Annotated in this window: 22 protein-coding genes; 20 read left to right on the top strand and 2 right to left on the bottom strand. The window is 37.1% G+C overall.

All coding sequences use genetic code 11. The features are described from left to right. Nucleotides 1–5: 5 nt before the first annotated feature. The 15 genes from MKX29_RS04810 (at nucleotide 6) to MKX29_RS04740 (ending at nucleotide 11,411) form a co-directional block, all read left to right on the top strand. Nucleotides 6–914, top strand: coding sequence for an ABC transporter permease (locus MKX29_RS04810; protein WP_409338351.1), 909 nt, complete (start codon nucleotides 6–8; stop codon nucleotides 912–914). Nucleotides 915–928: 14 nt separating this feature from the next. Further along, nucleotides 929–1,906, top strand: a complete 978-nt coding sequence (locus MKX29_RS04805; RefSeq protein ID WP_341104323.1) for an ABC transporter ATP-binding protein — start codon at nucleotides 929–931, stop codon at nucleotides 1,904–1,906. 7 nt (nucleotides 1,907–1,913) lie between these two features. Next, nucleotides 1,914–2,912, top strand: a complete 999-nt coding sequence (locus MKX29_RS04800; protein WP_341104321.1) for an ABC transporter ATP-binding protein — start codon at nucleotides 1,914–1,916, stop codon at nucleotides 2,910–2,912. Between the two features lie 20 nt (nucleotides 2,913–2,932). Next, nucleotides 2,933–4,066, top strand: a complete 1,134-nt coding sequence (locus MKX29_RS04795; RefSeq protein ID WP_224934487.1) for a M20 family metallopeptidase — start codon at nucleotides 2,933–2,935, stop codon at nucleotides 4,064–4,066. Nucleotides 4,067–4,317: 251 nt separating this feature from the next. Beyond that, nucleotides 4,318–4,968 (top strand): protein kinase family protein, encoded by a 651-nt coding sequence (locus MKX29_RS04790; protein ID WP_224934489.1) that lies wholly within the window; start codon nucleotides 4,318–4,320, stop codon nucleotides 4,966–4,968. Between the two features lie 710 nt (nucleotides 4,969–5,678). Beyond that, on the top strand, nucleotides 5,679–5,831 hold the full coding sequence (locus MKX29_RS04785) for a hypothetical protein (protein ID WP_224934491.1): 153 nt from the start codon (nucleotides 5,679–5,681) through the stop codon (nucleotides 5,829–5,831). Nucleotides 5,832–5,857: 26 nt separating this feature from the next. Then, on the top strand, nucleotides 5,858–6,007 hold the full coding sequence (locus tag MKX29_RS04780) for a hypothetical protein (RefSeq protein WP_341104320.1): 150 nt from the start codon (nucleotides 5,858–5,860) through the stop codon (nucleotides 6,005–6,007). A 305-nt stretch (nucleotides 6,008–6,312) separates the two neighbouring features. Further along, nucleotides 6,313–7,116: a nucleotidyltransferase gene (locus MKX29_RS04775; RefSeq protein ID WP_341104319.1), complete on the top strand. Its 804-nt coding sequence runs from the start codon at nucleotides 6,313–6,315 to the stop codon at nucleotides 7,114–7,116. Between the two features lie 292 nt (nucleotides 7,117–7,408). After that, nucleotides 7,409–7,882: a DUF2975 domain-containing protein gene (locus tag MKX29_RS04770; protein WP_224934506.1), complete on the top strand. Its 474-nt coding sequence runs from the start codon at nucleotides 7,409–7,411 to the stop codon at nucleotides 7,880–7,882. 9 nt (nucleotides 7,883–7,891) lie between these two features. Beyond that, entirely contained in the window at nucleotides 7,892–8,119 is a 228-nt protein-coding gene (locus MKX29_RS04765) for a helix-turn-helix domain-containing protein (RefSeq protein WP_095370515.1), read from the top strand. Nucleotides 8,120–8,240: 121 nt separating this feature from the next. Then, on the top strand, nucleotides 8,241–8,453 hold the full coding sequence (locus MKX29_RS04760) for a helix-turn-helix transcriptional regulator (RefSeq protein ID WP_095370514.1): 213 nt from the start codon (nucleotides 8,241–8,243) through the stop codon (nucleotides 8,451–8,453). Nucleotide 8,454: 1 nt separating this feature from the next. Beyond that, nucleotides 8,455–8,829 carry a permease gene (locus MKX29_RS04755; protein WP_341104318.1) on the top strand — a complete coding sequence of 125 codons (375 nt, stop codon included), beginning with the start codon at nucleotides 8,455–8,457 and terminating at the stop codon, nucleotides 8,827–8,829. A gap of 20 nt (nucleotides 8,830–8,849) precedes the next feature. Then, the gene (locus MKX29_RS04750) at nucleotides 8,850–9,020 is read left to right on the top strand and encodes a hypothetical protein (protein WP_341104317.1); all 171 of its coding nucleotides are present in this window, start codon (nucleotides 8,850–8,852) and stop codon (nucleotides 9,018–9,020) included. 995 nt (nucleotides 9,021–10,015) lie between these two features. Further along, nucleotides 10,016–10,564: a GNAT family N-acetyltransferase gene (locus MKX29_RS04745; RefSeq protein ID WP_341104316.1), complete on the top strand. Its 549-nt coding sequence runs from the start codon at nucleotides 10,016–10,018 to the stop codon at nucleotides 10,562–10,564. Between the two features lies 1 nt (nucleotide 10,565). Then, nucleotides 10,566–11,411: a GNAT family N-acetyltransferase gene (locus MKX29_RS04740; RefSeq protein WP_341104314.1), complete on the top strand. Its 846-nt coding sequence runs from the start codon at nucleotides 10,566–10,568 to the stop codon at nucleotides 11,409–11,411. 10 nt (nucleotides 11,412–11,421) lie between these two features. Here the strand turns inward: MKX29_RS04740 and MKX29_RS04735 are convergent, their stop codons facing one another. Next, the gene (locus MKX29_RS04735) at nucleotides 11,422–11,553 is read right to left on the bottom strand and encodes a hypothetical protein (protein WP_341104312.1); all 132 of its coding nucleotides are present in this window, start codon (nucleotides 11,551–11,553) and stop codon (nucleotides 11,422–11,424) included. Nucleotides 11,554–11,734: 181 nt separating this feature from the next. On the opposite strand from MKX29_RS04735, the gene MKX29_RS04730 reads away from it, so the two are divergent. Continuing rightward, the gene (locus MKX29_RS04730; protein WP_341104310.1) at nucleotides 11,735–13,228 is read left to right on the top strand and encodes an FAD-dependent monooxygenase; all 1,494 of its coding nucleotides are present in this window, start codon (nucleotides 11,735–11,737) and stop codon (nucleotides 13,226–13,228) included. Between the two features lie 88 nt (nucleotides 13,229–13,316). On the opposite strand, the gene MKX29_RS04725 is transcribed toward MKX29_RS04730, so the two are convergent. After that, nucleotides 13,317–13,622 (bottom strand): putative quinol monooxygenase, encoded by a 306-nt coding sequence (locus MKX29_RS04725; RefSeq protein WP_341104309.1) that lies wholly within the window; start codon nucleotides 13,620–13,622, stop codon nucleotides 13,317–13,319. Between the two features lie 564 nt (nucleotides 13,623–14,186). Here MKX29_RS04725 and MKX29_RS04720 point away from each other — a divergent pair. Genes MKX29_RS04720 through MKX29_RS04705 form a run of 4 tightly spaced genes read left to right on the top strand, consistent with a single transcriptional unit; the run spans nucleotide 14,187 to nucleotide 19,334 of the window. Then, complete coding sequence (locus MKX29_RS04720; RefSeq protein WP_341104307.1) at nucleotides 14,187–15,833, top strand: ABC transporter substrate-binding protein; 1,647 nt, start codon at nucleotides 14,187–14,189, stop codon at nucleotides 15,831–15,833. A 15-nt stretch (nucleotides 15,834–15,848) separates the two neighbouring features. After that, nucleotides 15,849–16,862 (top strand): ABC transporter permease, encoded by a 1,014-nt coding sequence (locus tag MKX29_RS04715; protein WP_341104305.1) that lies wholly within the window; start codon nucleotides 15,849–15,851, stop codon nucleotides 16,860–16,862. Beyond that, nucleotides 16,855–18,543 (top strand): dipeptide/oligopeptide/nickel ABC transporter permease/ATP-binding protein, encoded by a 1,689-nt coding sequence (locus MKX29_RS04710; RefSeq protein ID WP_341104303.1) that lies wholly within the window; start codon nucleotides 16,855–16,857, stop codon nucleotides 18,541–18,543. Before MKX29_RS04715 ends, MKX29_RS04710 begins: the two co-directional genes overlap by 8 nt. Next, a complete protein-coding gene (locus MKX29_RS04705) occupies nucleotides 18,540–19,334 on the top strand; it encodes an ABC transporter ATP-binding protein (protein ID WP_341104302.1) in 795 nt (264 codons plus the stop codon). Before MKX29_RS04710 ends, MKX29_RS04705 begins: the two co-directional genes overlap by 4 nt. Nucleotides 19,335–19,336: the final 2 nt, after the last annotated feature.

Genomic DNA, 19,336 nt, shown 5'->3' with positions numbered 1-19,336 from the left:
TTGTTTTGGAATCAAAGGAAAACCAATGGTCAGATGTCTTAGTGAAAAGTAAGCAGGGTCACCTCAAGCGGTGGCTCAGATTATTATTAAAAAGTAAGACGGGTACTATTGGCTTACTAATCGTATTACTCATTATTTTTATAGCGATATTTGCGAAGTTATTAGCACCCCACGATCCGAACCAGATTAATGCGGCAATGATGTTGAAACCCCCGGCTTGGGTAGAAGGTGGGGATACTGACTATATTTTAGGAACAGACAATCTTGGTAGAGATATTTTAAGCAGAATAATATATGGCTCACAAATTTCTTTAGTTGTTGGGGTTGCCTCTGTCATTTTGGCAGGCATTATTGGTATTTTTATCGGTCTCGTTTCAGGTTATTATGGTGGTTTCCTAGATAATATTTTAATGAGAATAGTTGATTCCTTTCTAGCGATACCAACCATCCTCTTTGCGCTTGTCATCTTGACTGTTTTTGGTCCAAGTGCGCTTACGTTGATTGTTGTATTAGGTGTGACCAATTGGGTGCAGTACGCTCGTTTAATACGAGGAGAAGTGCTGTCTTTAAAAGAAAGAGAGTTCGTCAGGGCTGCAAGGTCTATGGGAGTGAGAGATCATAAGATTATCCTAAAACATTTATTGCCAAATGTGATATCCCCGTTCATTGTCATTTCTACATTAAGCGTAGCAACCACGATTATATTAGAAGCTTCTTTAAGTTTTCTAGGTTTAGGAATTCAACCACCGACCATTTCTTGGGGTGGCATTTTAAGTGATGGTAGAGATTATGTAGCAACCAGTTGGTGGTTGGCGGCATTTCCTGGTTTAGCGATAACGATCACCGTCCTAGGCATGATTTTCTTAGGTGATTGGCTAAGAGATGTGTTAGACCCGAGAGAAAAGAAAGTGTAGGAGGAGGGAATGCGTTGGGCCGAGAGAGCTTGTTAGAAGTGCGTAATTTGAAGACTTATTTTTATACGGAAGATGGTGTGATTCCTTCAGTTGACGGTGTGTCATTTACGATAAAGAAAGGCGAGACTGTTGCTGTTGTAGGTGAGTCAGGCAGTGGTAAAAGTGTAACATCTTTATCTATTATGGGGTTGCTAGATGCTGCTGGAAAAATTGAAAGTGGCACCATCATATTTGAAGGTAATGATGTAACAAAACTATCAAAAAAAGATCGAAGGAAATTGCGCGGAAATGAGATGGCGATGATATTTCAAGAACCACTCACCTCTCTTAATCCTTTATTTACAGTTGGTAATCAAATTTCTGAAGCAATTAAAATCCATCAGAAAGTGGATAAAAAAGAGGCGAAAAAGAGAAGTATCGAGATTTTAAAAAAAGTAGGCATAGCTCGTGCGGAGAAGGTATATCACTCTTATCCTCATCTATTAAGTGGGGGCATGCGTCAACGTGTAATGATTGCAATTGCCTTATCATGTAACCCGAAACTATTAATTGCAGATGAGCCGACAACCGCACTCGATGTAACTATCCAAGCGCAAATACTCCAATTAATGAAAGAGCTGATAAAAGACAAGCAAACTTCTATTCTATTTATTACACATGATTTAGGCGTGGTAGCTGAGATGGCTGATCAAGTGATTGTTATGTATGCCGGTCAAGTTGTTGAATATACGGATGTGTTTACACTTTTTAAGGAAGCGGCTCATCCTTATACGAAGAGTTTATTAGCTAGTACGCCTAAAATCCACGAACAAACAGAAAAACTGCAAGTCATCGAAGGAACTGTACCCAATCCGAATGCTATGCCAAGTGGATGTCGCTTTCATACACGTTGTCCATATGTAATGGAAAAATGTATGAACAATGAGCCCGTACTTACAAACATCCATACCCGTCATCAAGTGAAGTGCTGGTTATATGAAGAGGAGGGGTGACAAAGACATGACAGTTATTTTAAGTGTAAGGGGTTTAAAGAAATATTTTGATGTGACTGAAGGGTGGTGGAAGAAGGAAAAACAATACTTAAAGGCAGTTGACCACATATCCTTCGATGTGAACCATGGAGAAACATTAGGGATTGTTGGGGAGTCTGGTTGTGGGAAATCTACAACAGGTAATTTGATTATGCAGCTGTTAGAAAAAACAGAAGGAGAAATCATATTCCAAGGAGTAGACCTTTCCACTCTATCCAAACAAGAGCTAAGAAAGAAACGGGCGGAAATGCAGATGATTTTCCAGGACCCCTTTTCCTCGTTAAATCCTCGGATGAAAGTATTTGATATTATTGCAGAACCGTTATTGACCCATCTGAACTTAAGTAGTGAAAAATTGAAAAAAGAAGTTTTGTCGTTAATGGATCAGGTAGGTCTTGATCGTTCATATATTCACCGCTACCCCCATGAGTTTAGTGGTGGTCAGAGACAAAGAATCGGCATTGCTCGGGCCATTGCATTACAACCTAAGCTCATTATTTGTGATGAGCCTGTATCTGCATTAGACGTTTCCATTCAATCACAAATCCTTAATTTAATGTCTAAACTACAGAAAGAGTTACGATTAACCTTTATATTTATTGCACACGGCCTACCAGCGGTTAAATATATTAGTGATAAAATTGCGGTCATGTATCTTGGGAAAATTGTTGAACTAACCACAAAAGAAAAACTCTTTTCAAAACCCCTGCATCCGTATACAGAGGGACTTTTATCAGCAGTTCCCCTTCCTGACCCGATGTTAAGGAATAAAAAAGACGGAGTTATTTTGGAGGGTGATATTCCAAGCCCAACAAATATTCCTTCCGGCTGTCGTTTTCATCCACGGTGTCCACATGCACAAGAAAAATGTAAGAACGAGGAACCAACATTTATTGCCCATGAGGAAGAACACTATGTTGCCTGCCATTTTCCATTAAAAGAGGGTGTTGGTGTGTTGGAAAAATAGATAAAGGAGATGTATAAAAGGTGGAGGGATATATACAACAGCGAAAAATAGAAATGCTGCAATTAATTGAAAAACTGGTCAATATTGATAGTGGTTCATATGTAAAGAAAGGGATAGATGAAATCGGGAGAATTTTACAGAAAAAATACGAAGAAATTGGATTTGTTGTAGAGGTGAAAACAGAAGCAAAATACGGCAATCACCTTGTTATTCGACATGAGCATAGTCTGCACCCCAAAATTATACTGGTGGCCCATATGGATACGGTTTTTCCTGAAGGTACGGTGAAGAAGCGTCCGTTTCAAATGAAAGGAAGCAGAGCTTATGGACCTGGTGTCGTTGATATGAAGTCGAGTTTAGTTGAGCTTTTATATGCAATGAAAGCATTAGTTCACTGTGGGTCAAATGCCTGTGAGAACGTGCAAATTATCTTAAATGGTGATGAGGAAATTGGTTCACCGTCATCGCGTGAATTAATAGAGGAACAATCTATGGGAAAAGAATATGCACTGATTATGGAGCCGGCCAGAAAAGATGGTTCACTTGTGACAGCAAGAAGAGGCGGGGGAAGATATAAGCTAATGATTAAAGGCAAAGCCGCCCATTCAGGTATTGAACCAGAAAAGGGAAGGAGTGCGATTGAAGAACTAGCTTATAAAATCATCCAGCTGCATAATTTAACAAATCATGAACAAGGCATTAGCGTTAACGTAGGCATCATTTCTGGTGGTTCTTCTGTTAATACCATTTCTGATAATGCCGTCGCTCATATTGATATTCGCATCACTGAGAAAGAACAAGCACAAGAATTAGAAAAGAAGATTAAAAGAATATGTGCCAATACAGAAGTGAGAGGAACGGAAATTCAATTAGAAGGGGCAATTAGCAGACCACCAATGGAATACAACGAGCAAACAGAAAAGCTATTACACATTATTCAAGAAGTAGGCGAAGAAATTGGTCTTCATGTCCATAATACTGCAACGGGTGGGGGTGGTGATGCCTCTTTCACTTCAGCAACGGGTGTGCCTACAGTTGATGGTCTAGGTCCAGTTGGTGGGAATGCTCATAGTAAAGAGGAGTATATTGAAATTGACACTTTAACAGAGAGAACCATTCTTCTTGCAAAGACAATTGAGCGTTTGTCTCGATGATTTTTTTTGGAAGCTACCACTCGTTTGGTAGCTTTCATTATGGAGTTGTAGATCATATCCTAAAGGTCATTCAGAAGTATAAGTTGTAAATTTTTTGTATCAATTATTACAGTAAAGTAATTTTCTTCTCTATATGTATACATTTTTACTCGAAGGGACCTTAAAATTTGTAGGTGATGCCCAATCTATACTAAACTACTCTAAAGCGAACATCATAAAGTTATGTTGTTCCTTCAAATGAGGTGATTAGAATGGAATTTAATCAGCTAGCGAGCAGCGTAGTAATTGAAATGGTAGAGGGACGCCCCTCTTTAAAATCATATAGTGACCAGCTAGAACTGATTGGTGTTGGAAGAAGCGCTTTTGTTTTCAAAATTACGAAGCAAGCGATTGCTATAAAAGTATACTTCCCGCAAATGGAAGATATTGCAAAAGTGGAAGCGGCAAATTATCAACGAATTCAAGGTAATCCCTATTATCCACATCTTTATGATTATGGGGATGCTTATATTGTCATCGACTATATAGAAGGCTTTACGCTCTTCCAATGCTTAGAGAAAGGTATTCATATAACATCAGAACATATAGAGTCTGTCCAATTAGCCTTACGTTCAGCTACAGAAGCAGGCTTGAAGCCGTCAGATATACATTTGCGCAACATTATGATTGATCGAAACGGTAATATAAAACTAATTGATATTGCTCGTTTTAATTCGAAAAACATCGATAAACAATGGACAGACTTACAGAATGCGTACTACCGATATTACGCTAACAAATGGTTCCCGAAAAAAATCCCTACAGTCATCTTGAATTTCATAGCCGACATATATAAAAAGAGATTTCTTCCAATGTCTGTAAGAAAAGTGATATTTCAGGATAAAAATGGGATACATGTATAATAGAATGATAAAATCAAACATGAACAACTCCTGCATAAAAAGGAGTGTTCATGTTTTTTTGTTTTTTTAGAAAGTGGGATTGGTTCTGGAGTCATAGGGGGACACCTGAAGCCCAAGCGAAACCAAGTGAAATTGAAAGCTATGAAAAGAAATTGTTAGATCTGTAAACAGTGTAATGTCTAAGACTATGTATGTTGATAAAAATAAAGTTAAGATGAGCAAAACAGAAGAGAAAAGCTTTATTGAAATCAGGTGAATTGAAGACGGAATCTTTTTAAGATGCGATATCATACAAAGGAACTGTTCAAGAAGTAAAATATGATGATGAAGTTGAATATTCAGTTTCCTGCAAATCTGTTAAGATGAACAATGAAGATGTCGTAGAAGATGTTGACTCATTGTATATAGTTTTGCAGTAGACAGGGAATATAAAAGTGTTTTTGAATGAAGCGGAAATATGGATGAAAACCATTTTGTTGCATCCAAGGTTTGGCTTGACGGACTATTGTTCAATAGTATAAAAAAGACATTAGTGAAGAAGTCCATGTTAATGAACATGCTTCTACATAAGAAGTATTAAGCTCAGTTAACGAACAACGTGAAAGCCAGGGTTTAAGTACAGTTGGGAAAATAAATCTGACAATCAAATAGTAGCTAAAGCAAGTTTAGGCGAAAGATGGGATTGTACTCAGTCTTGTGTAGCGTCTAAGGTGTTTGTATTTGCAGCAATTGTTGGTGTTTGTGGAGTTGCTTGTATCGCTGCTGTTTCAGCTGCAGCAGGAACAGCTTGCTATGCATGTATAAACACTGCTGGTATTCTCGGAGCTACAACAGTTCTTAACTGTTTCCAAGATTGTAGTTGATTCACTAAACAGTTAGGGTGATAAGAATGATGAAAATCATGTTTTTGCTTGCAGCATTCAGTGTAGGCCTATTTGCATTCTTAGATAAGCATTTTTGGGGCTTGATGCTTGGGCTTGCATTCTTTTTTATCGATTTATTTTTCATTAAGCCACGCTTTAAAAAAAATGATGAATAACGTAATGGCTATTTAGGGTTTCGATGTCAAAACGCATTTATACCATGAAAATGAGGAGTATTTACATTTTCTTAAATTAGACCAATTCTTTTTTCAGTATGAGGAATTTTGCTGTAGATGATTTACTTTTATATGTTCAATGAGAGAACTTACGAGGCAGGTAGTGATGTTTTAATGTATAAATGCTATTATTAAATTGATTTAAAGGATGGAAGGAGCATTACTTATGTGTTGTGCATGTTTTCCAGTTGTGAAAGAACACTCTATCTTAAATTGAAAAATAAACAATAGATAGAGGGGTTTATATGTTATTTCAAAAAAAATTAATTGAGCATGTTAAAAATAAATGTGAGTTAGACAATCATATAGCTTCTGCACTGATGTACGGCTCTTTTACCAAAGGTGAAGGTGATCAATATTCTGATGTTGAGTTTTATATCTTCATTAAAAATCACATGAACGCTAATTTTGATTCAAATAATTGGATCAAAGAATTATTTCCAGTCGAATTAATATTCTTCAATGAATATGGTACACAAGTAGCTATATTTAGTAACCTTGTGCGTGGAGAATTTCACTTTCTACCTGAACAAAAGATGGGTGTCATTAAAGACTTTAAACCTACAGGGGTATTTCCAAATCCAGAGAAAATGTTTATTTATGATAGCACCAATAAACTGTTTCCTCTTTTAGAATACCTTAATGGAGACAATCCAATAAGAAAAACAGATGAAAATATAAATTTTGCTTTTAATAGTTTTGTTAATTATTGGATATTCGGTATTAACGTGCTAAAAAGAGGGGAATATGCTCGATCACTAGAAATTCTCAATGGTGTTCAAAAACAAATTTTGCAACTCATGAGAATACAAGAAGATACTGTAGAACGTTGGTTAAATGCCACTAAAAATCTTGAAAAAGACTTGAGTAAACGTTCATATGAAAAATTTAGGGCGATTACTGCTAATCTTAATGAGAAAAGTATAAAACAAGCATATACTAATTCAATTATATTAGCCGAGAGTTTACACGTAGATTTATCAAAAGAGTATACAGTAGGAATTGAACAACGACTACTATCCCAGCTTCATACACTTTTAATAGATTAATTCAGTGAGCTTCCTAAACATTAGGGAGCTCTTTTTTATTTATTTTTCATGTATTATGTAAACAGATGAATAGAAATTAAAACAACTTTAACAAGTCTTACTCCCTATTTGTAACTCAAATTTAAACAACTTTATTATCTATATACATTGAATACTTTTTCTGGCATGAGTGGATATTCATGTTTAGCTATTTCATATTCCAAAAACATAGGACGGTAAGAAATAAATATTTATTGTTTTTCAATAAATAATGAGGTAAGATAGGCATAATTAGAATTTGTGAGGTGTGTTTATGAGACAAGGGAAAGTTCTTTTTTTAAAAGTGGTGATTGTGATTCTTGGCTTGATTGTGTTAGGGATCTGCATCGGCTTACCTTTTTTAGCAAAAGAAACAGCAGAGCTGAATCCAGCACATGCTTATTTAAAATATCCCGTATTATTTGGGATGTACCTAACTGCAATCCCGTTCTATTTTACTTTGTATCAAGGATTTAAGCTGTTAAGATATATTAGTGTAAATGAAAGTTTTTCTGAGCATTCCGTAGCTGCACTAAGAGCTATTAAATATTCCTGTGCTAGTATTAGTGTAATCTATCTAATTGGTATGATCTTTTTATTTACGCAAGATGCCCTACATCCAGGAGTGGCTTTGATGGGATTTGCTATTATATTTGTAACAACGATTCTCTCGATTTTTTCCGCAGTCCTTCAAGAACTTTTATATAATGTATTAAAAATAAAGTCAGAAAATGATTTGACCATCTGAGGTGAGAATGTGGCCATTATCGTCAATATCGATGTAATGTTAGCAAAAAGAAAAATGAGTGTAACAGAATTATCAGAACGAGTAGGCATCACGATGGCGAATTTGTCCATTCTAAAAAATAGTAAAGCAAAAGCAGTAAGGTTCTCCACGTTAGAAGCAATCTGCAAAGCATTAGATTGCCAGCCTGGTGACATACTTGAATATCAAGAAGATAAACAGACCGATTCTGCTACATAACGCAACTACCACAAGCGACTTTTCATAAGGAAAGTCGTTTTTTTTCGAAGAAGAAAATGTAAAGTTAACTTGACGTTAAGGTAACTTTACTATAAAATGGATATAATTAGGAGTGGTACATATGGAGAATCGTTTAATGCACTATAGAAAAGAGTTTGGTTATTCCCAAGATCGTTTAGCTTCCACTTTAGGCGTTTCAAGGCAAACAATTATTTCAATTGAAAAAGGAAAATATAACCCCTCCTTACCACTCGCCTTTGAAATTGCTCATTTATTTCAAGCAAAGATTGAAGATATTTTTATATATGAAAAGCCATTGAAAGGAGAGGAGTAAAGTGGAAGGATCAAGAAAAATATTTATTGTTATTGGATCTTTTTATCTTATCATCTCGTTATTTTTACTAACTGTTTCGATTTTAGCAAAGGAACTGACCATGACTTTTTTGATGCCCCTTGCAATGGCTATTATGTGCTATTGTTTAGGGTATTTATATCCCGAATGGAAGCAAAAGGATGAACGAATGCGTTTAATCCGGACGAAGGGATTATCAGCTTCTTTTTTCGCTCTTTTGCTATACTATTTTGTTTTTAGCGGATTATTGCAATTCGGTGTTATCAGTATAACAGCCATGCAATTGCTAAACTTGCTAGGTGCCCTCATGATTATTACCGTTTTTCTAAGCTTTGTTATTTTTGCAAAAATCTATTAATCAATGAAAGTGGTGAAACGATGAATGTCTTTTTCCCGTTTCTCGTCTTTATGATTGCTTTCCTCTCAATCGTATTTTTAATTAGAAAAGATAAAAACGAGCAAAAGTTATTAACGAAGAGGGGCTGGGTGAAATTCAGTTTATTATTAGCTGTTATTTTTGTTCTTGTTGCTTTCTTTGTTCTTAAGTGACTCGCAAACCTCATTTGCGGAGCGCTCAGTTTCTTTTCTCCTACTGAGCGCCTCACAAACTTCATTTGCGAAGCGCTCATTCTCTTTTCTCATCTTGAAAGACTCGCAAACCTCATTTGTGAAGCGGTCAGTTCCTTTTCTCTTTTTGAGAGACTCGCAAACCTCAATTGTGAAGCGGTCAGTTCCTTTTCTCTTTTTGAGAGACTCGCAAACCTCATTTGCGAAGCGCTCATTCTCTTTTCTCATCTTGAGAGACTCGCAAACCTCAATTGTGAAGCGGTCAGTTCCTTTTCTCTTACTGAGAGACTCGCAAACTTCATTTGCGAAGCGGTCAGTTCCTTTTCTCAACTTGTTTCGAGCTAAAGAAGTGTGACTGTATTCTAAATGCTCAATGAAAACCTTAAATGGATGAAATAGATCAATTAGATAATTAGCAGCGATAAAAGAACTTTAGAAATCGGAGCCACAATCCTTTTCATAGTGTACTATTATATTATTATTCGATATCAATTGGAGGTAAGAATGAAAAAACAGCGATTGTATGGTATCCGCCGTTCAGTGAATACGAATTAAGTGTGGTGCAATCTGTGTTAATGCAAGGAAATAAACAGATTATCACTGTGGGAGTGAGCGAGGAACCGGTTCGAGGTGAAGCTGGATTAGTCTGTGTTCTGGATATATCTATTGTTTTAGAGGAAGGGCGGTTACTACAAATGATTAAAACAAGCTTTTTAAACATGACTATAAAATTGGGAGCATTTCAAGTTCTCCTCATTTATTGGCAACGGCAGGTGGGCTGAAGGGGGAAAATTTTATAGTCGGTTTACCGTTTTAATATACAGAAAATTCTGATGTATTTAATGAAACGAAACTTATCGCAAACGGGTTAGTACAGGATGGGGCGTTATTAACTGCCAAAGGCTCAAGCTTCATTGCATGCGGATTACATTTCGGTTCTATGTTAGGTCTGACCTTTAATGAAAGGTGGTATGGTAATGGAAGGATTTCCTGAGTTAGAAACAAGTCGTTTAAAATTATTAGAAGTAAAAGAAGTATATGCTTGGGAATATTATGCGGTTTTATCGAATGAAAAAGTGACGAGATTTTATGGTATGGATACTTTAACGGATTATAACCAAGCAGTAAATATGATTAAACTCATGCAGGAGACTTTTCAGAAGCAGCGGGGAATCAGATGGGCGATCGTACTGAAAGATTCTGACAAACTAATTGGTACAGTTGGCCTTAACTTATTAAATAGAGGCCAGTCTAAAGCAGAAATCGGTTATGAGCTCCATCCAGATTTTTGGAGAAAAGGGATAGCAAGTGAGACTGTAGAAAAGGTATTACAATACACATTTGAAACATTACAATTAAATCGTATTGGTGCAATTACTTTTCCTCAAAATAAAGCTTCGATTGAATTGCTTAATCGTTTCAGATTTCAGCAAGAAGGCATACTGAGACAATATCTCTATCAGAATGGAGAGTCACATGATGCTATTATTTTTTCCTTATTAAAAAATGAATGGATGACAAGATAATATGAAACTACACATGTTGACCCACCAAGACATTGATGGCATCATCCGACTATCACAATCTGTTGGCTGGGATTATGATCAAGCTGAAGTAACGACTATTTTAAATTCAAGTAAGGTTTTTGGACATAAAAATGAGGCTAGTGAGGTAGTGTCGTCTGCAGCAATTATTCCATACGGGGAGAAGACTGCTTCGATTGGTATGGTGATTGTTCAGGAGGAGTACCGAGGAAAGGGGTTAGCAATGGCCTTAATGAAGGGATGTATTGGCCAAGTAGATGAGCAAACAATCATTCAATTAATCGCAACTGCCTATGGGCAGCCGATGTATGAAAAAATCGGCTTTCAAATGGCAGGGGCAGTAAAGAAAGTGATTGCGCCAACTCATTTTTTAAACAATCATACGCTTATATCCTCGCCACAAGTGGTGCCATTTCAGCAAAAGGATTTTCAAGAAGTGGTTGCCCTAGATGAGAAAGCCTTTGGTGCTAATCGAACAAAGTTTCTCTCGGAGCGAATCAGGCAAAGTAAAGATTGCCTAGTCCTTAAAAATAAGGAAGGAAAGATAACCGGGTACGGTCTTTCAATTTTTGGTCAAGTTTATACAATTCTTGGTCCCATCATTGCACCAGATACCCAGTCAGCATTTCAAATCATCAGTCAGCTTAAGAGAAGAGAAGGAACGGGCGTTAGGATAGATATTTTATCACAACAAAACGAGTTGCAGGACCTGCTAGTAGCAGGCGGTTTTGAGTTGATCAATGAGCCACCAATGATGATGTTACATTCAGATAAGATACCAACAAGAACAGGTCAACTATTTGCCATTGCCTCGCAGGCTTTTGGATAAATAATTTAGGTTATTCTTTCTTTTCCTTTTCCTTCAATAACGTAATCATTTCTTCATGCAATTCATTAGATTTAGCTAATTTACGTTCCATAGAAAATAACGTAGCCATGATAATGATAAATCCTATTACGGCAATGAACATATGGATTGCTCCTTTTTAACCTATTTTATAATGGGATAAGTTTAGATATATAGTGAAAAAGGTAGGAGTTGTAAGGAGTTATTTCTTTTACTCCCAGCAGCATAGAATGGCCCATTAACATATACTTTAGGGATGTTTTTCTGAGCAATCTCAGAAAAAAATTGTGAGGTGAGGGAGTACTTTGAACAATCAAGTGTTAATTGTAGGCGCAGGTCCGACGGGGTTAGCTTTAGCATTAGGCCTGACTAAACAAAACATTCCATGTAAGATTATCGATAAAAATAAGGGACCTGGTGAGGAATCGAGAGCAATGGTCGTTCAGGCAAGGATTCTTGAATTTTACGAACAATTAGGTATTGCTGAGAATGTTATTGATAAAGGAATGAAAATGAAACATTTACAATTCTTTAAAAGTGTTAAACGGAAAGCAAAATTGAATGTGGAAAATATGGGGGAAGGGCAAAGTCCCTTTCCATATATTTTAAGCTTGCCGCAAGATGAACATGAAAAGATACTTATTGAGTTACTTGCTGAAAATGGTGTGGAAGTAGCATGGCAAACAAAACTAGAATCTTTCACGGAAGGTAAAAATGAGGTAAGTACTCTTCTAAATAAGGAAGGACAGAAGTCAAATGAAGTGTTTCAATATGTTTGCGGTTGTGATGGTGCGCATAGCACAGTGCGAAAGGCTTTAGGTTTTGATTTTATTGGAGGTTCCTATGATCAACTCTTTTATGTGGCAGATGTCTATTGTGAATCAAATGAAACAAATGGTTTTCAGATGCGATTATTTGACGGAGGATTTTGTATTATTTTTCCTATTCGTACAACCGGTTCATTTCGTTTGATTGGTATTGTCCCAGAACTATTGAAAGAGAAGGACGGATTAAACTTTTCCGATATAGCTCCGTATTTACAAGAAAAGTTATCTCTTGTGATAACAAAAGTAAACTGGTTTTCCACTTACAAAGTCCATCATCGTATGAGTGAGCATTTTCGTAAAGGGCGGATATTTATTGCTGGTGATGCCGGTCATGTTCATAGCCCCGCAGGTGGACAGGGGATGAACACAGGTATTGGTGATGCGATCAATCTTTCCTGGAAATTGGGTGCTGTCATCGATGGAAGAATGGATTCGCGTGTTCTTGACTCGTATGAAGAGGAGAGAATGGCTTTTGCAAAAACATTAGTCTCAACCACTGACCGCTTATTCTCCATCATGGTCGGTAAAGGCAGGGGGAATCAGATGATTCGAAGTATTGTGCTACCTACGCTCATTCCTAAATTGACGAGGTTTGCTGCTGTTAGAAAGATGTTATTCAAAGTGGTTTCACAAATACGGATTCATTATCGTGATTCTATGCTCTCGACTGGTAAAGTTGGAAAAGTAGCTGCTGGGGATCGCCTACCATGGGTGGCATTTGCTACTGGTACTAACTATGATCTGTTACAGTCTTTTAACTGGCAAATTCATGTATATGGAGATGTAATATTTAACACAAAGTCTGTTGATATACCTATTACTTCTTTTCCATATTCAAAGATTGTGGAAAAAGCCGGTATAAAAGAGGGGACAGTCCTTCTGATTCGACCTGATGGTCATGTGGCAGTAGCTTGTGAAGAGGGAGTGGATGCAATCAACGCATACGTTAAAAAATGGCATGTGAGAATCTGATTCCTCGTGGTAAAGGTTTTAATGAAAATAGTATAGCCCCTAACGCTTCTAGAAAGTGAGGGGCTATAGTAATTTTATTAAATCATTGTTAGACCCCTTTTCCAGCAACAAATTCAAAAGTGCTGACCACTTCGATATTTACAATAATTGGCTTCGATCGCTTAATTAGGTTTTGAAAAAATTCTAGTGTAAGTGACTCTTCATGGGCCCCTTTACTTGACCACACTTCATATACATAAACGATATTTTCCTCTTTTTTTGCCGTATTGATAAGATAAATTTGACAAGGCTGATGGCGTTCCATTTCTTCAGATGCTTGTAATAGAAGATCAACTAATACATCACCTTGGTTATCTTTCGTCAAAAATTTCGTAAATTGACTATACTGGTTCATGTATATCCCTCCTAATCGTCTCATACTTCATATAGTTCTGCCTTCATAAAACAAAACCCTTGAAAAGATTGGAAATATATTTGTGTTGATCTTTGGCAATTCCTGAGGTTTATGTAGGTAAAAAAGAATTGTAGCAAATGGGGTATTCTTTCAGAAAATGAAACAGATCAATTGTAAAAAGAGGAACTTGAATCCTTGATTATGATAAAGAGTTTCAGTATCAGGTTTATCCACTAATCAAAAAACTTTATAGTACAATCCACTATTGAAATGCACCGCTACTTCAAGCAAATTCCGCCTAGATTACTTCAATAAGAATCCCTTCTCTAAATAACTTTAACAATATTTTGAATATTAACCAAAAAATTATAATGATAAAATTCCCAATTGAGAATCTACTGAGAATGTTTTTCTTAAACAAAGCCAACAAAACTCTATATTTAAAAGGTTTATTGAATATTATTCCATTTAAATGATATTGATAATCTTTCTCAACTATGATAATCTACTTATTGAAAAATGATATTAATATATTTTATATAAAAGAGAGGGGAAACAGGGAGGATGTTTAAGAAAGTATTAGGTCTTATTAGTCTTGCTATATTAATGATTATCGCCGGATGCAGCTCTAGTGAGTCATCAACTGAAGGAAAGGCTAGTAGCGAGGATAAAAATAATGTAGAAGTAGAGGAATTGAAAATCGGGGTCCCAAGTGATGTTGGTCCGTTGAATATTTATACAGGAAACATGGATTGGTTAACAGATCTTGTGTACGATAAACTATTTTCGCCATCCCCTTATGTAGATGAGCCACAACCGTGGTTAGCAGAATCAGCAGAGCAGTTAGATGATACAACTTGGCGTGTCAAAATTCGTTCTGGTATTAAGTGGCATGATGGAGAAGACTTTACCGCTGAAGATGTGAAGTTTACATATGAGTACTACCGTGATGGACCACCAAACCGTCACACGCACCATGTAAGTGAAGTGCCAAAGGTTGATACTATTGAGATTTTAGATGATGGGGAAACATTAGATTTCAAATGCGCTTATGCTTGTCCTTCAATGGCAACCATCACATTTGCCGATTTACCAATCTTACCAAAACATATTTGGGAAAATGTTGAGAATCCACGCAAACATACGGATTTAGCTATTGGAACAGGCCCTTTCAAATTAACGGCATATGAACCAGATCAATATTATCAATTTGAGGCAAATACTGATTATTTTATGGGTGCACCGACTGTGAACAAGTTGAGTATGCCAATCATTAAAGATTCAACAGCGATGTTCAATGCTTTGACATCTGGTGAGATTGATACAACGACAAGAACTGTACCAGCTGAATTACAAGAAACTTTACAAAAAACAGACTCTATGAAGTTGGCAAGTACATCGCCGCTATCAATCGTACAATTTGGATTGAATTATGAGATGGAACCATTTAACTCAGAGGAGTTCCGTCAAGCAATCTCTCTTGGAATTGATCGTGAGAGTATTGTCAGTACAGTTCTTTTAGGACAAGGAAGAGCGGGTGAAAAAGGGTATCCACATCCAGATTCCCCATGGACAAATCCCGAATTATCAACACCATTCAGTGTAGAAGAAGCTAACAACTTATTAGATGAACTTGGATATGAAGATAGCAATAATGATGGTTATCGTGAAACACCAGAAGGAGAAAAATTAAAACTTGATATTAGTGTTTCTTCTGCAGAGCCATTATATATCCGTACAGCAGAAATGTTACAAACTCAAATGAAAGAAATCGGCATTCAGTTCGAAGTGAAAACAATGGATCCAACAACTTATACAGCGGCTGTATCTGAAGATGACTTTGATTCTTATGTAAGTTTAATTGGCCCTCATGGTGTAGCTGACCCGGATCAGTTCATTATGTCTCATCGATCTTCTTATCTTTGGACGAAAGATCTGCCTTATCCAGAAATGGATGATTTAGTATCGAACTGGATGAACGCGACTACAATCGAAGATCGTAAAGCAATCTCTTTTGATATGCAAACACTATATAATGAGCAACCAACTGCGATTGCCCTTTATTATCCAGAAGAAATCTATGCATATAACGCCGATGTATATGATCAATATGTTGAGTCTTTAGGCTTTGGTATTATAAATAAATTCAGCTTTTTACCTGAAGAAGCACGTGAAGTTTCCTCCACTACACCAGTGCAATTAGTAGAGTAAGGAAGTTAGATAAAAATGAAGCATTTGGCGAAGGTGAAAAACAAAATAGGCCAATATATATTAGTGATATTTGTTACTTTAACGATAAATTTTGCCTTGCCACGTCTCGCTCCGGGTGACCCGTTATTATATTTCTTTGGTGAAACAACAATCAATGAATTAACAGCAGAACAAAAACAAGAGGCCCTACATTCATTGGGCCTTGGTGGGTCTTTATGGGAGCAATATTGGACGTACTTAAAAGGCGTTTTCACTTTAGATTTTGGCACTTCAATAAAATATGGTGTGGCAGTAACCGAAGTGTTAGCAGAACGAATTCCATGGACATTATTGTTAGTAGGGACGGCTTTAATTCTTAGTCTTGTAATTGGTGTAAGTGCAGGTGCATATTCGGCATGGAACCGAGGGAAGAAACGTGATTTAACCATATTAACAGGCATGCTGACATTGGAATCTATTCCTGGCTTTTGGATTGGGATGATGTTTCTATCGATATTCGCTGTCCAGCTTGGTTGGTTTCCTACTTTCGGAGCGGTTTCAATGGTACAGGATGGTACCACTTGGGGTTACATCCAGGATGTCGTTAGCCATGCCATATTACCCGTGATTACGATTACGTTAGCAACAGTCGGCTCTAATTATTTACTCACTCGCTCCAGTATGTTGGAATCATTAGGACAAGATTATATGACAGTGGCTGAAGCGAAGGGAATTAAGAAACGAGCACTTGTATTTAAGCATGCTTTAAGAAATGCTTTGTTACCAATTTACACCCATTTCACATTAAGTGTGGGAACATTACTTGGTGGAGCGGTTGTCATTGAAACGGTCTATTCATACCCTGGGATTGGCCGCTTGTTGTATGAAAGCGTAACGGCTAGAGACTTCCCTATGCTACAAGGTGTCTTTTTACTTGTAACAATGGGTGTCATATTGGCCAATTTAATTGCCGATTTAACGTATCCATTATTTGATCCGCGTGTGCGGAATAGGAAAGAAGAGAAGGGAGAGGAGGTCACTCATGCGTAAAACAACAAAGTGGATTGGCTTAACGGGTTTAGTTTTATTCTCAGCCATGTTGGTATTTGCCCTTTTTGGACCCATGCTTATTCCTTACGATGCCTATAAAGCATCTGGACCTCCCTTTCAATCTCCTAATCTTGAACATCTATTAGGTACAAATGATATGGGGCAAGATATATTGGCGGAGTTGGCTGTTGGCGCTAGGACTTCGCTCTTTATTGGTATTGCCTCTGCTATTCTAGCAGTTTTTATCGGTGGTTTAATAGGTGTGTTAGCTGGATATATAGGCGGTAGATTTGAAACAGTAGTATTACGAATAATAGATATCGTTCTTACCTTACCTTTCCTTCCGTTAATGATTGTTGTAGCAGTTTATATGGGAGCTGGGATTTTTACTTTAGTGTTTGTTATTACATTAGTTATGTGGGCAGGTAAAGCGAGACAAATTCGCGCACAAACCCTTTCTATCAAACATACTGGCCCTGTTTTAGCAGCAAAAACAATGGGCGCAAGCCACTTTTATATATTTTATAAACATATTTTACCTGGCGTGGTACCAATTTTTATTCCTCAGTTCGTAACAGGAGTGAATGCTGCTATTTTAATGGAATCGTCTTTAATCTTTTTAGGAATGGGTGATCCGTTAACAAAGAGTTGGGGAAGTATTTTATTTTATGCGAATAGCCGAAGTGCTTTTTTAACAGAAGCTTGGGTGTGGTGGATTATTCCTCCAGGCGTATGTATCGTGATTGTTGTTTTAGCCTTTTCATTGATGGGCTACTACTTAGAAGAAAGGTTCAATCCACGATTAGGCGATTATTCTGTAAGAGAAAAAAGGAAGAAACAACCTGTCAAAACAAAAGAACATCAATCTTCAAAAGGTATTCTGCTGTCTGTTGAGAGTCTTACAGTTGCATATCCAAAATCAGGTGATTATCGCTCTGTTGTTGATGATGTTAGTTTCGTAGTTAAGCATGGTGAAGTGCTAGGTATTGTTGGCGAGTCAGGAAGTGGCAAGTCAACCATTGCTACAGCGATTATTCAACAATTAAAGAGACCGGCGAAAGAGTCAGGTGAGATTTACTTTGAAGGTAACCTCGTACAGCATTTTGATGATGAAGGGCTTAGACAAATGCGCGGGAAGGAGATTGGCTATATTGCACAAGCAGCCATGAATGCACTAAATCCGGTTATTCGTATTGATAAGCAGTTGCAAGAAGCCGTCAGAGCCCATTATCAATTAAGTAACAAAGAAATGGATGTGCGTGTTATTGAAGTGTTACAACAGGTTGGTTTGGATGAGAAATGGCGCTTCGCCTATCCGCATGAATTATCAGGTGGAATGAAGCAGAGAGTAATCATCGCGATGGCTTTAATTAATAAGCCCAAACTCGTTATTGCAGATGAACCAACAACAGGACTTGATGTCATTGTCCAGGTAGAGATTGTGCAATTATTACGCAAACTACAAAAAGAGTTAGGTATTTCAATGATTTATATCTCCCATGACCTTCCTTCCGTTTTGAGCGTGACGGATCGACTTATGATTATGAAGGAAGGGCGAAAGGTAGAAGAAGGACCATCTGTTGAGTTGTCTAAGGTATCCACGAACCCTTATACAAGAGTGTTAATCGATAGTATACCAACGCTATATCCGAAGAAAGAAACAGTGGAGGTGAGCCGATGAGTGCGGATTTATTACGCATTAATTCTTTAAAGAAATCATTCTATCGTTCATCTTCCTTGCAAACGAAAGTATTATCCGATGTCTCTTTTTCCATGAAGGAAGGGGAAATTGTCGGTTTAATTGGTGCAAGTGGGGCAGGCAAGAGCACGATTGGTCGTATAATAAGTGGCTTAGAAACAGCAGATAGTGGAGAAATTCTTTTTGCTGGTGATGACCTAACTAAAATGAAGGCGAAAGTACGATGTCAATTAGCGAGAGATATTCAAATGGTTTTTCAAGATCCATATGAGGCATTGTCGAGCCGAATGAAGATTCATGAGATTGTTGGAGAGTCACTACATATTTTACAAATTGAAAAGGGTAATCTTGAGCAAAGAACCCAATTGGTTAAAGATGCCCTTCGTAGTGTGAATCTCAACCCAGACTATTATATGAATCGTTATCCACATGAATTATCCGGTGGAGAAAGACAAAGAGTGGGGTTAGCAAGAGCATTTGTATGTAAACCGAAACTGATATTAGCTGACGAGCCGACCTCTATGCTAGATACATCTTTACGCCTGGATTTAATTAGGTTAATGAAAAGGATGAATCAACAAGAAGGTACATCCTATTTATTTATTACACATGATATTGCGTTAACACGTGACTTTTGCGATCGATTGATTGTTTTAAAAAATGGAGAAATCGTTGAAACTGGAGAAACGTTAGATGTCATTATGAATCCAGTACATCCTTATACGAAAACTTTAATAGAAGCGTTATTAATATTAGAAAATCATGGAGGTTAAAA

Source organism: Cytobacillus sp. FSL R7-0696 (genome assembly GCF_038006865.1).
Classification (GTDB): Bacteria; Bacillota; Bacilli; order Bacillales; family Cytobacillaceae; genus Cytobacillus; species Cytobacillus kochii.
This window is presented reverse-complemented; position numbering and strand designations above follow the sequence as displayed.

Excerpts from the sequence above, each read along its gene's own strand:
- MKX29_RS04800 (WP_341104321.1), top strand. The coding sequence starts at position 1,914 with ATGACAGTTATTTTAAGTGTAAGGGGTTTAAAGAAATATTTTGATGTG.
- MKX29_RS04790 (WP_224934489.1), top strand. The coding sequence starts at position 4,318 with ATGGAATTTAATCAGCTAGCGAGCAGCGTAGTAATTGAAATGGTAGAG.
- MKX29_RS04780 (WP_341104320.1), top strand. The coding sequence starts at position 5,858 with ATGATGAAAATCATGTTTTTGCTTGCAGCATTCAGTGTAGGCCTATTT.
- MKX29_RS04775 (WP_341104319.1), top strand. The coding sequence starts at position 6,313 with ATGTTATTTCAAAAAAAATTAATTGAGCATGTTAAAAATAAATGTGAG.
- MKX29_RS04770 (WP_224934506.1), top strand. The coding sequence starts at position 7,409 with ATGAGACAAGGGAAAGTTCTTTTTTTAAAAGTGGTGATTGTGATTCTT.
- MKX29_RS04760 (WP_095370514.1), top strand. The coding sequence starts at position 8,241 with ATGGAGAATCGTTTAATGCACTATAGAAAAGAGTTTGGTTATTCCCAA.
- MKX29_RS04750 (WP_341104317.1), top strand. The coding sequence starts at position 8,850 with ATGAATGTCTTTTTCCCGTTTCTCGTCTTTATGATTGCTTTCCTCTCA.
- MKX29_RS04745 (WP_341104316.1), top strand. The coding sequence starts at position 10,016 with ATGGAAGGATTTCCTGAGTTAGAAACAAGTCGTTTAAAATTATTAGAA.
- MKX29_RS04740 (WP_341104314.1), top strand. The coding sequence starts at position 10,566 with ATGAAACTACACATGTTGACCCACCAAGACATTGATGGCATCATCCGA.
- MKX29_RS04735 (WP_341104312.1), bottom strand. The coding sequence starts at position 11,553 with ATGTTCATTGCCGTAATAGGATTTATCATTATCATGGCTACGTTATTT.
- MKX29_RS04725 (WP_341104309.1), bottom strand. The coding sequence starts at position 13,622 with ATGAACCAGTATAGTCAATTTACGAAATTTTTGACGAAAGATAACCAA.
- MKX29_RS04720 (WP_341104307.1), top strand. The coding sequence starts at position 14,187 with ATGTTTAAGAAAGTATTAGGTCTTATTAGTCTTGCTATATTAATGATT.
- MKX29_RS04715 (WP_341104305.1), top strand. The coding sequence starts at position 15,849 with ATGAAGCATTTGGCGAAGGTGAAAAACAAAATAGGCCAATATATATTA.
- MKX29_RS04710 (WP_341104303.1), top strand. The coding sequence starts at position 16,855 with ATGCGTAAAACAACAAAGTGGATTGGCTTAACGGGTTTAGTTTTATTC.
- MKX29_RS04705 (WP_341104302.1), top strand. The coding sequence starts at position 18,540 with ATGAGTGCGGATTTATTACGCATTAATTCTTTAAAGAAATCATTCTAT.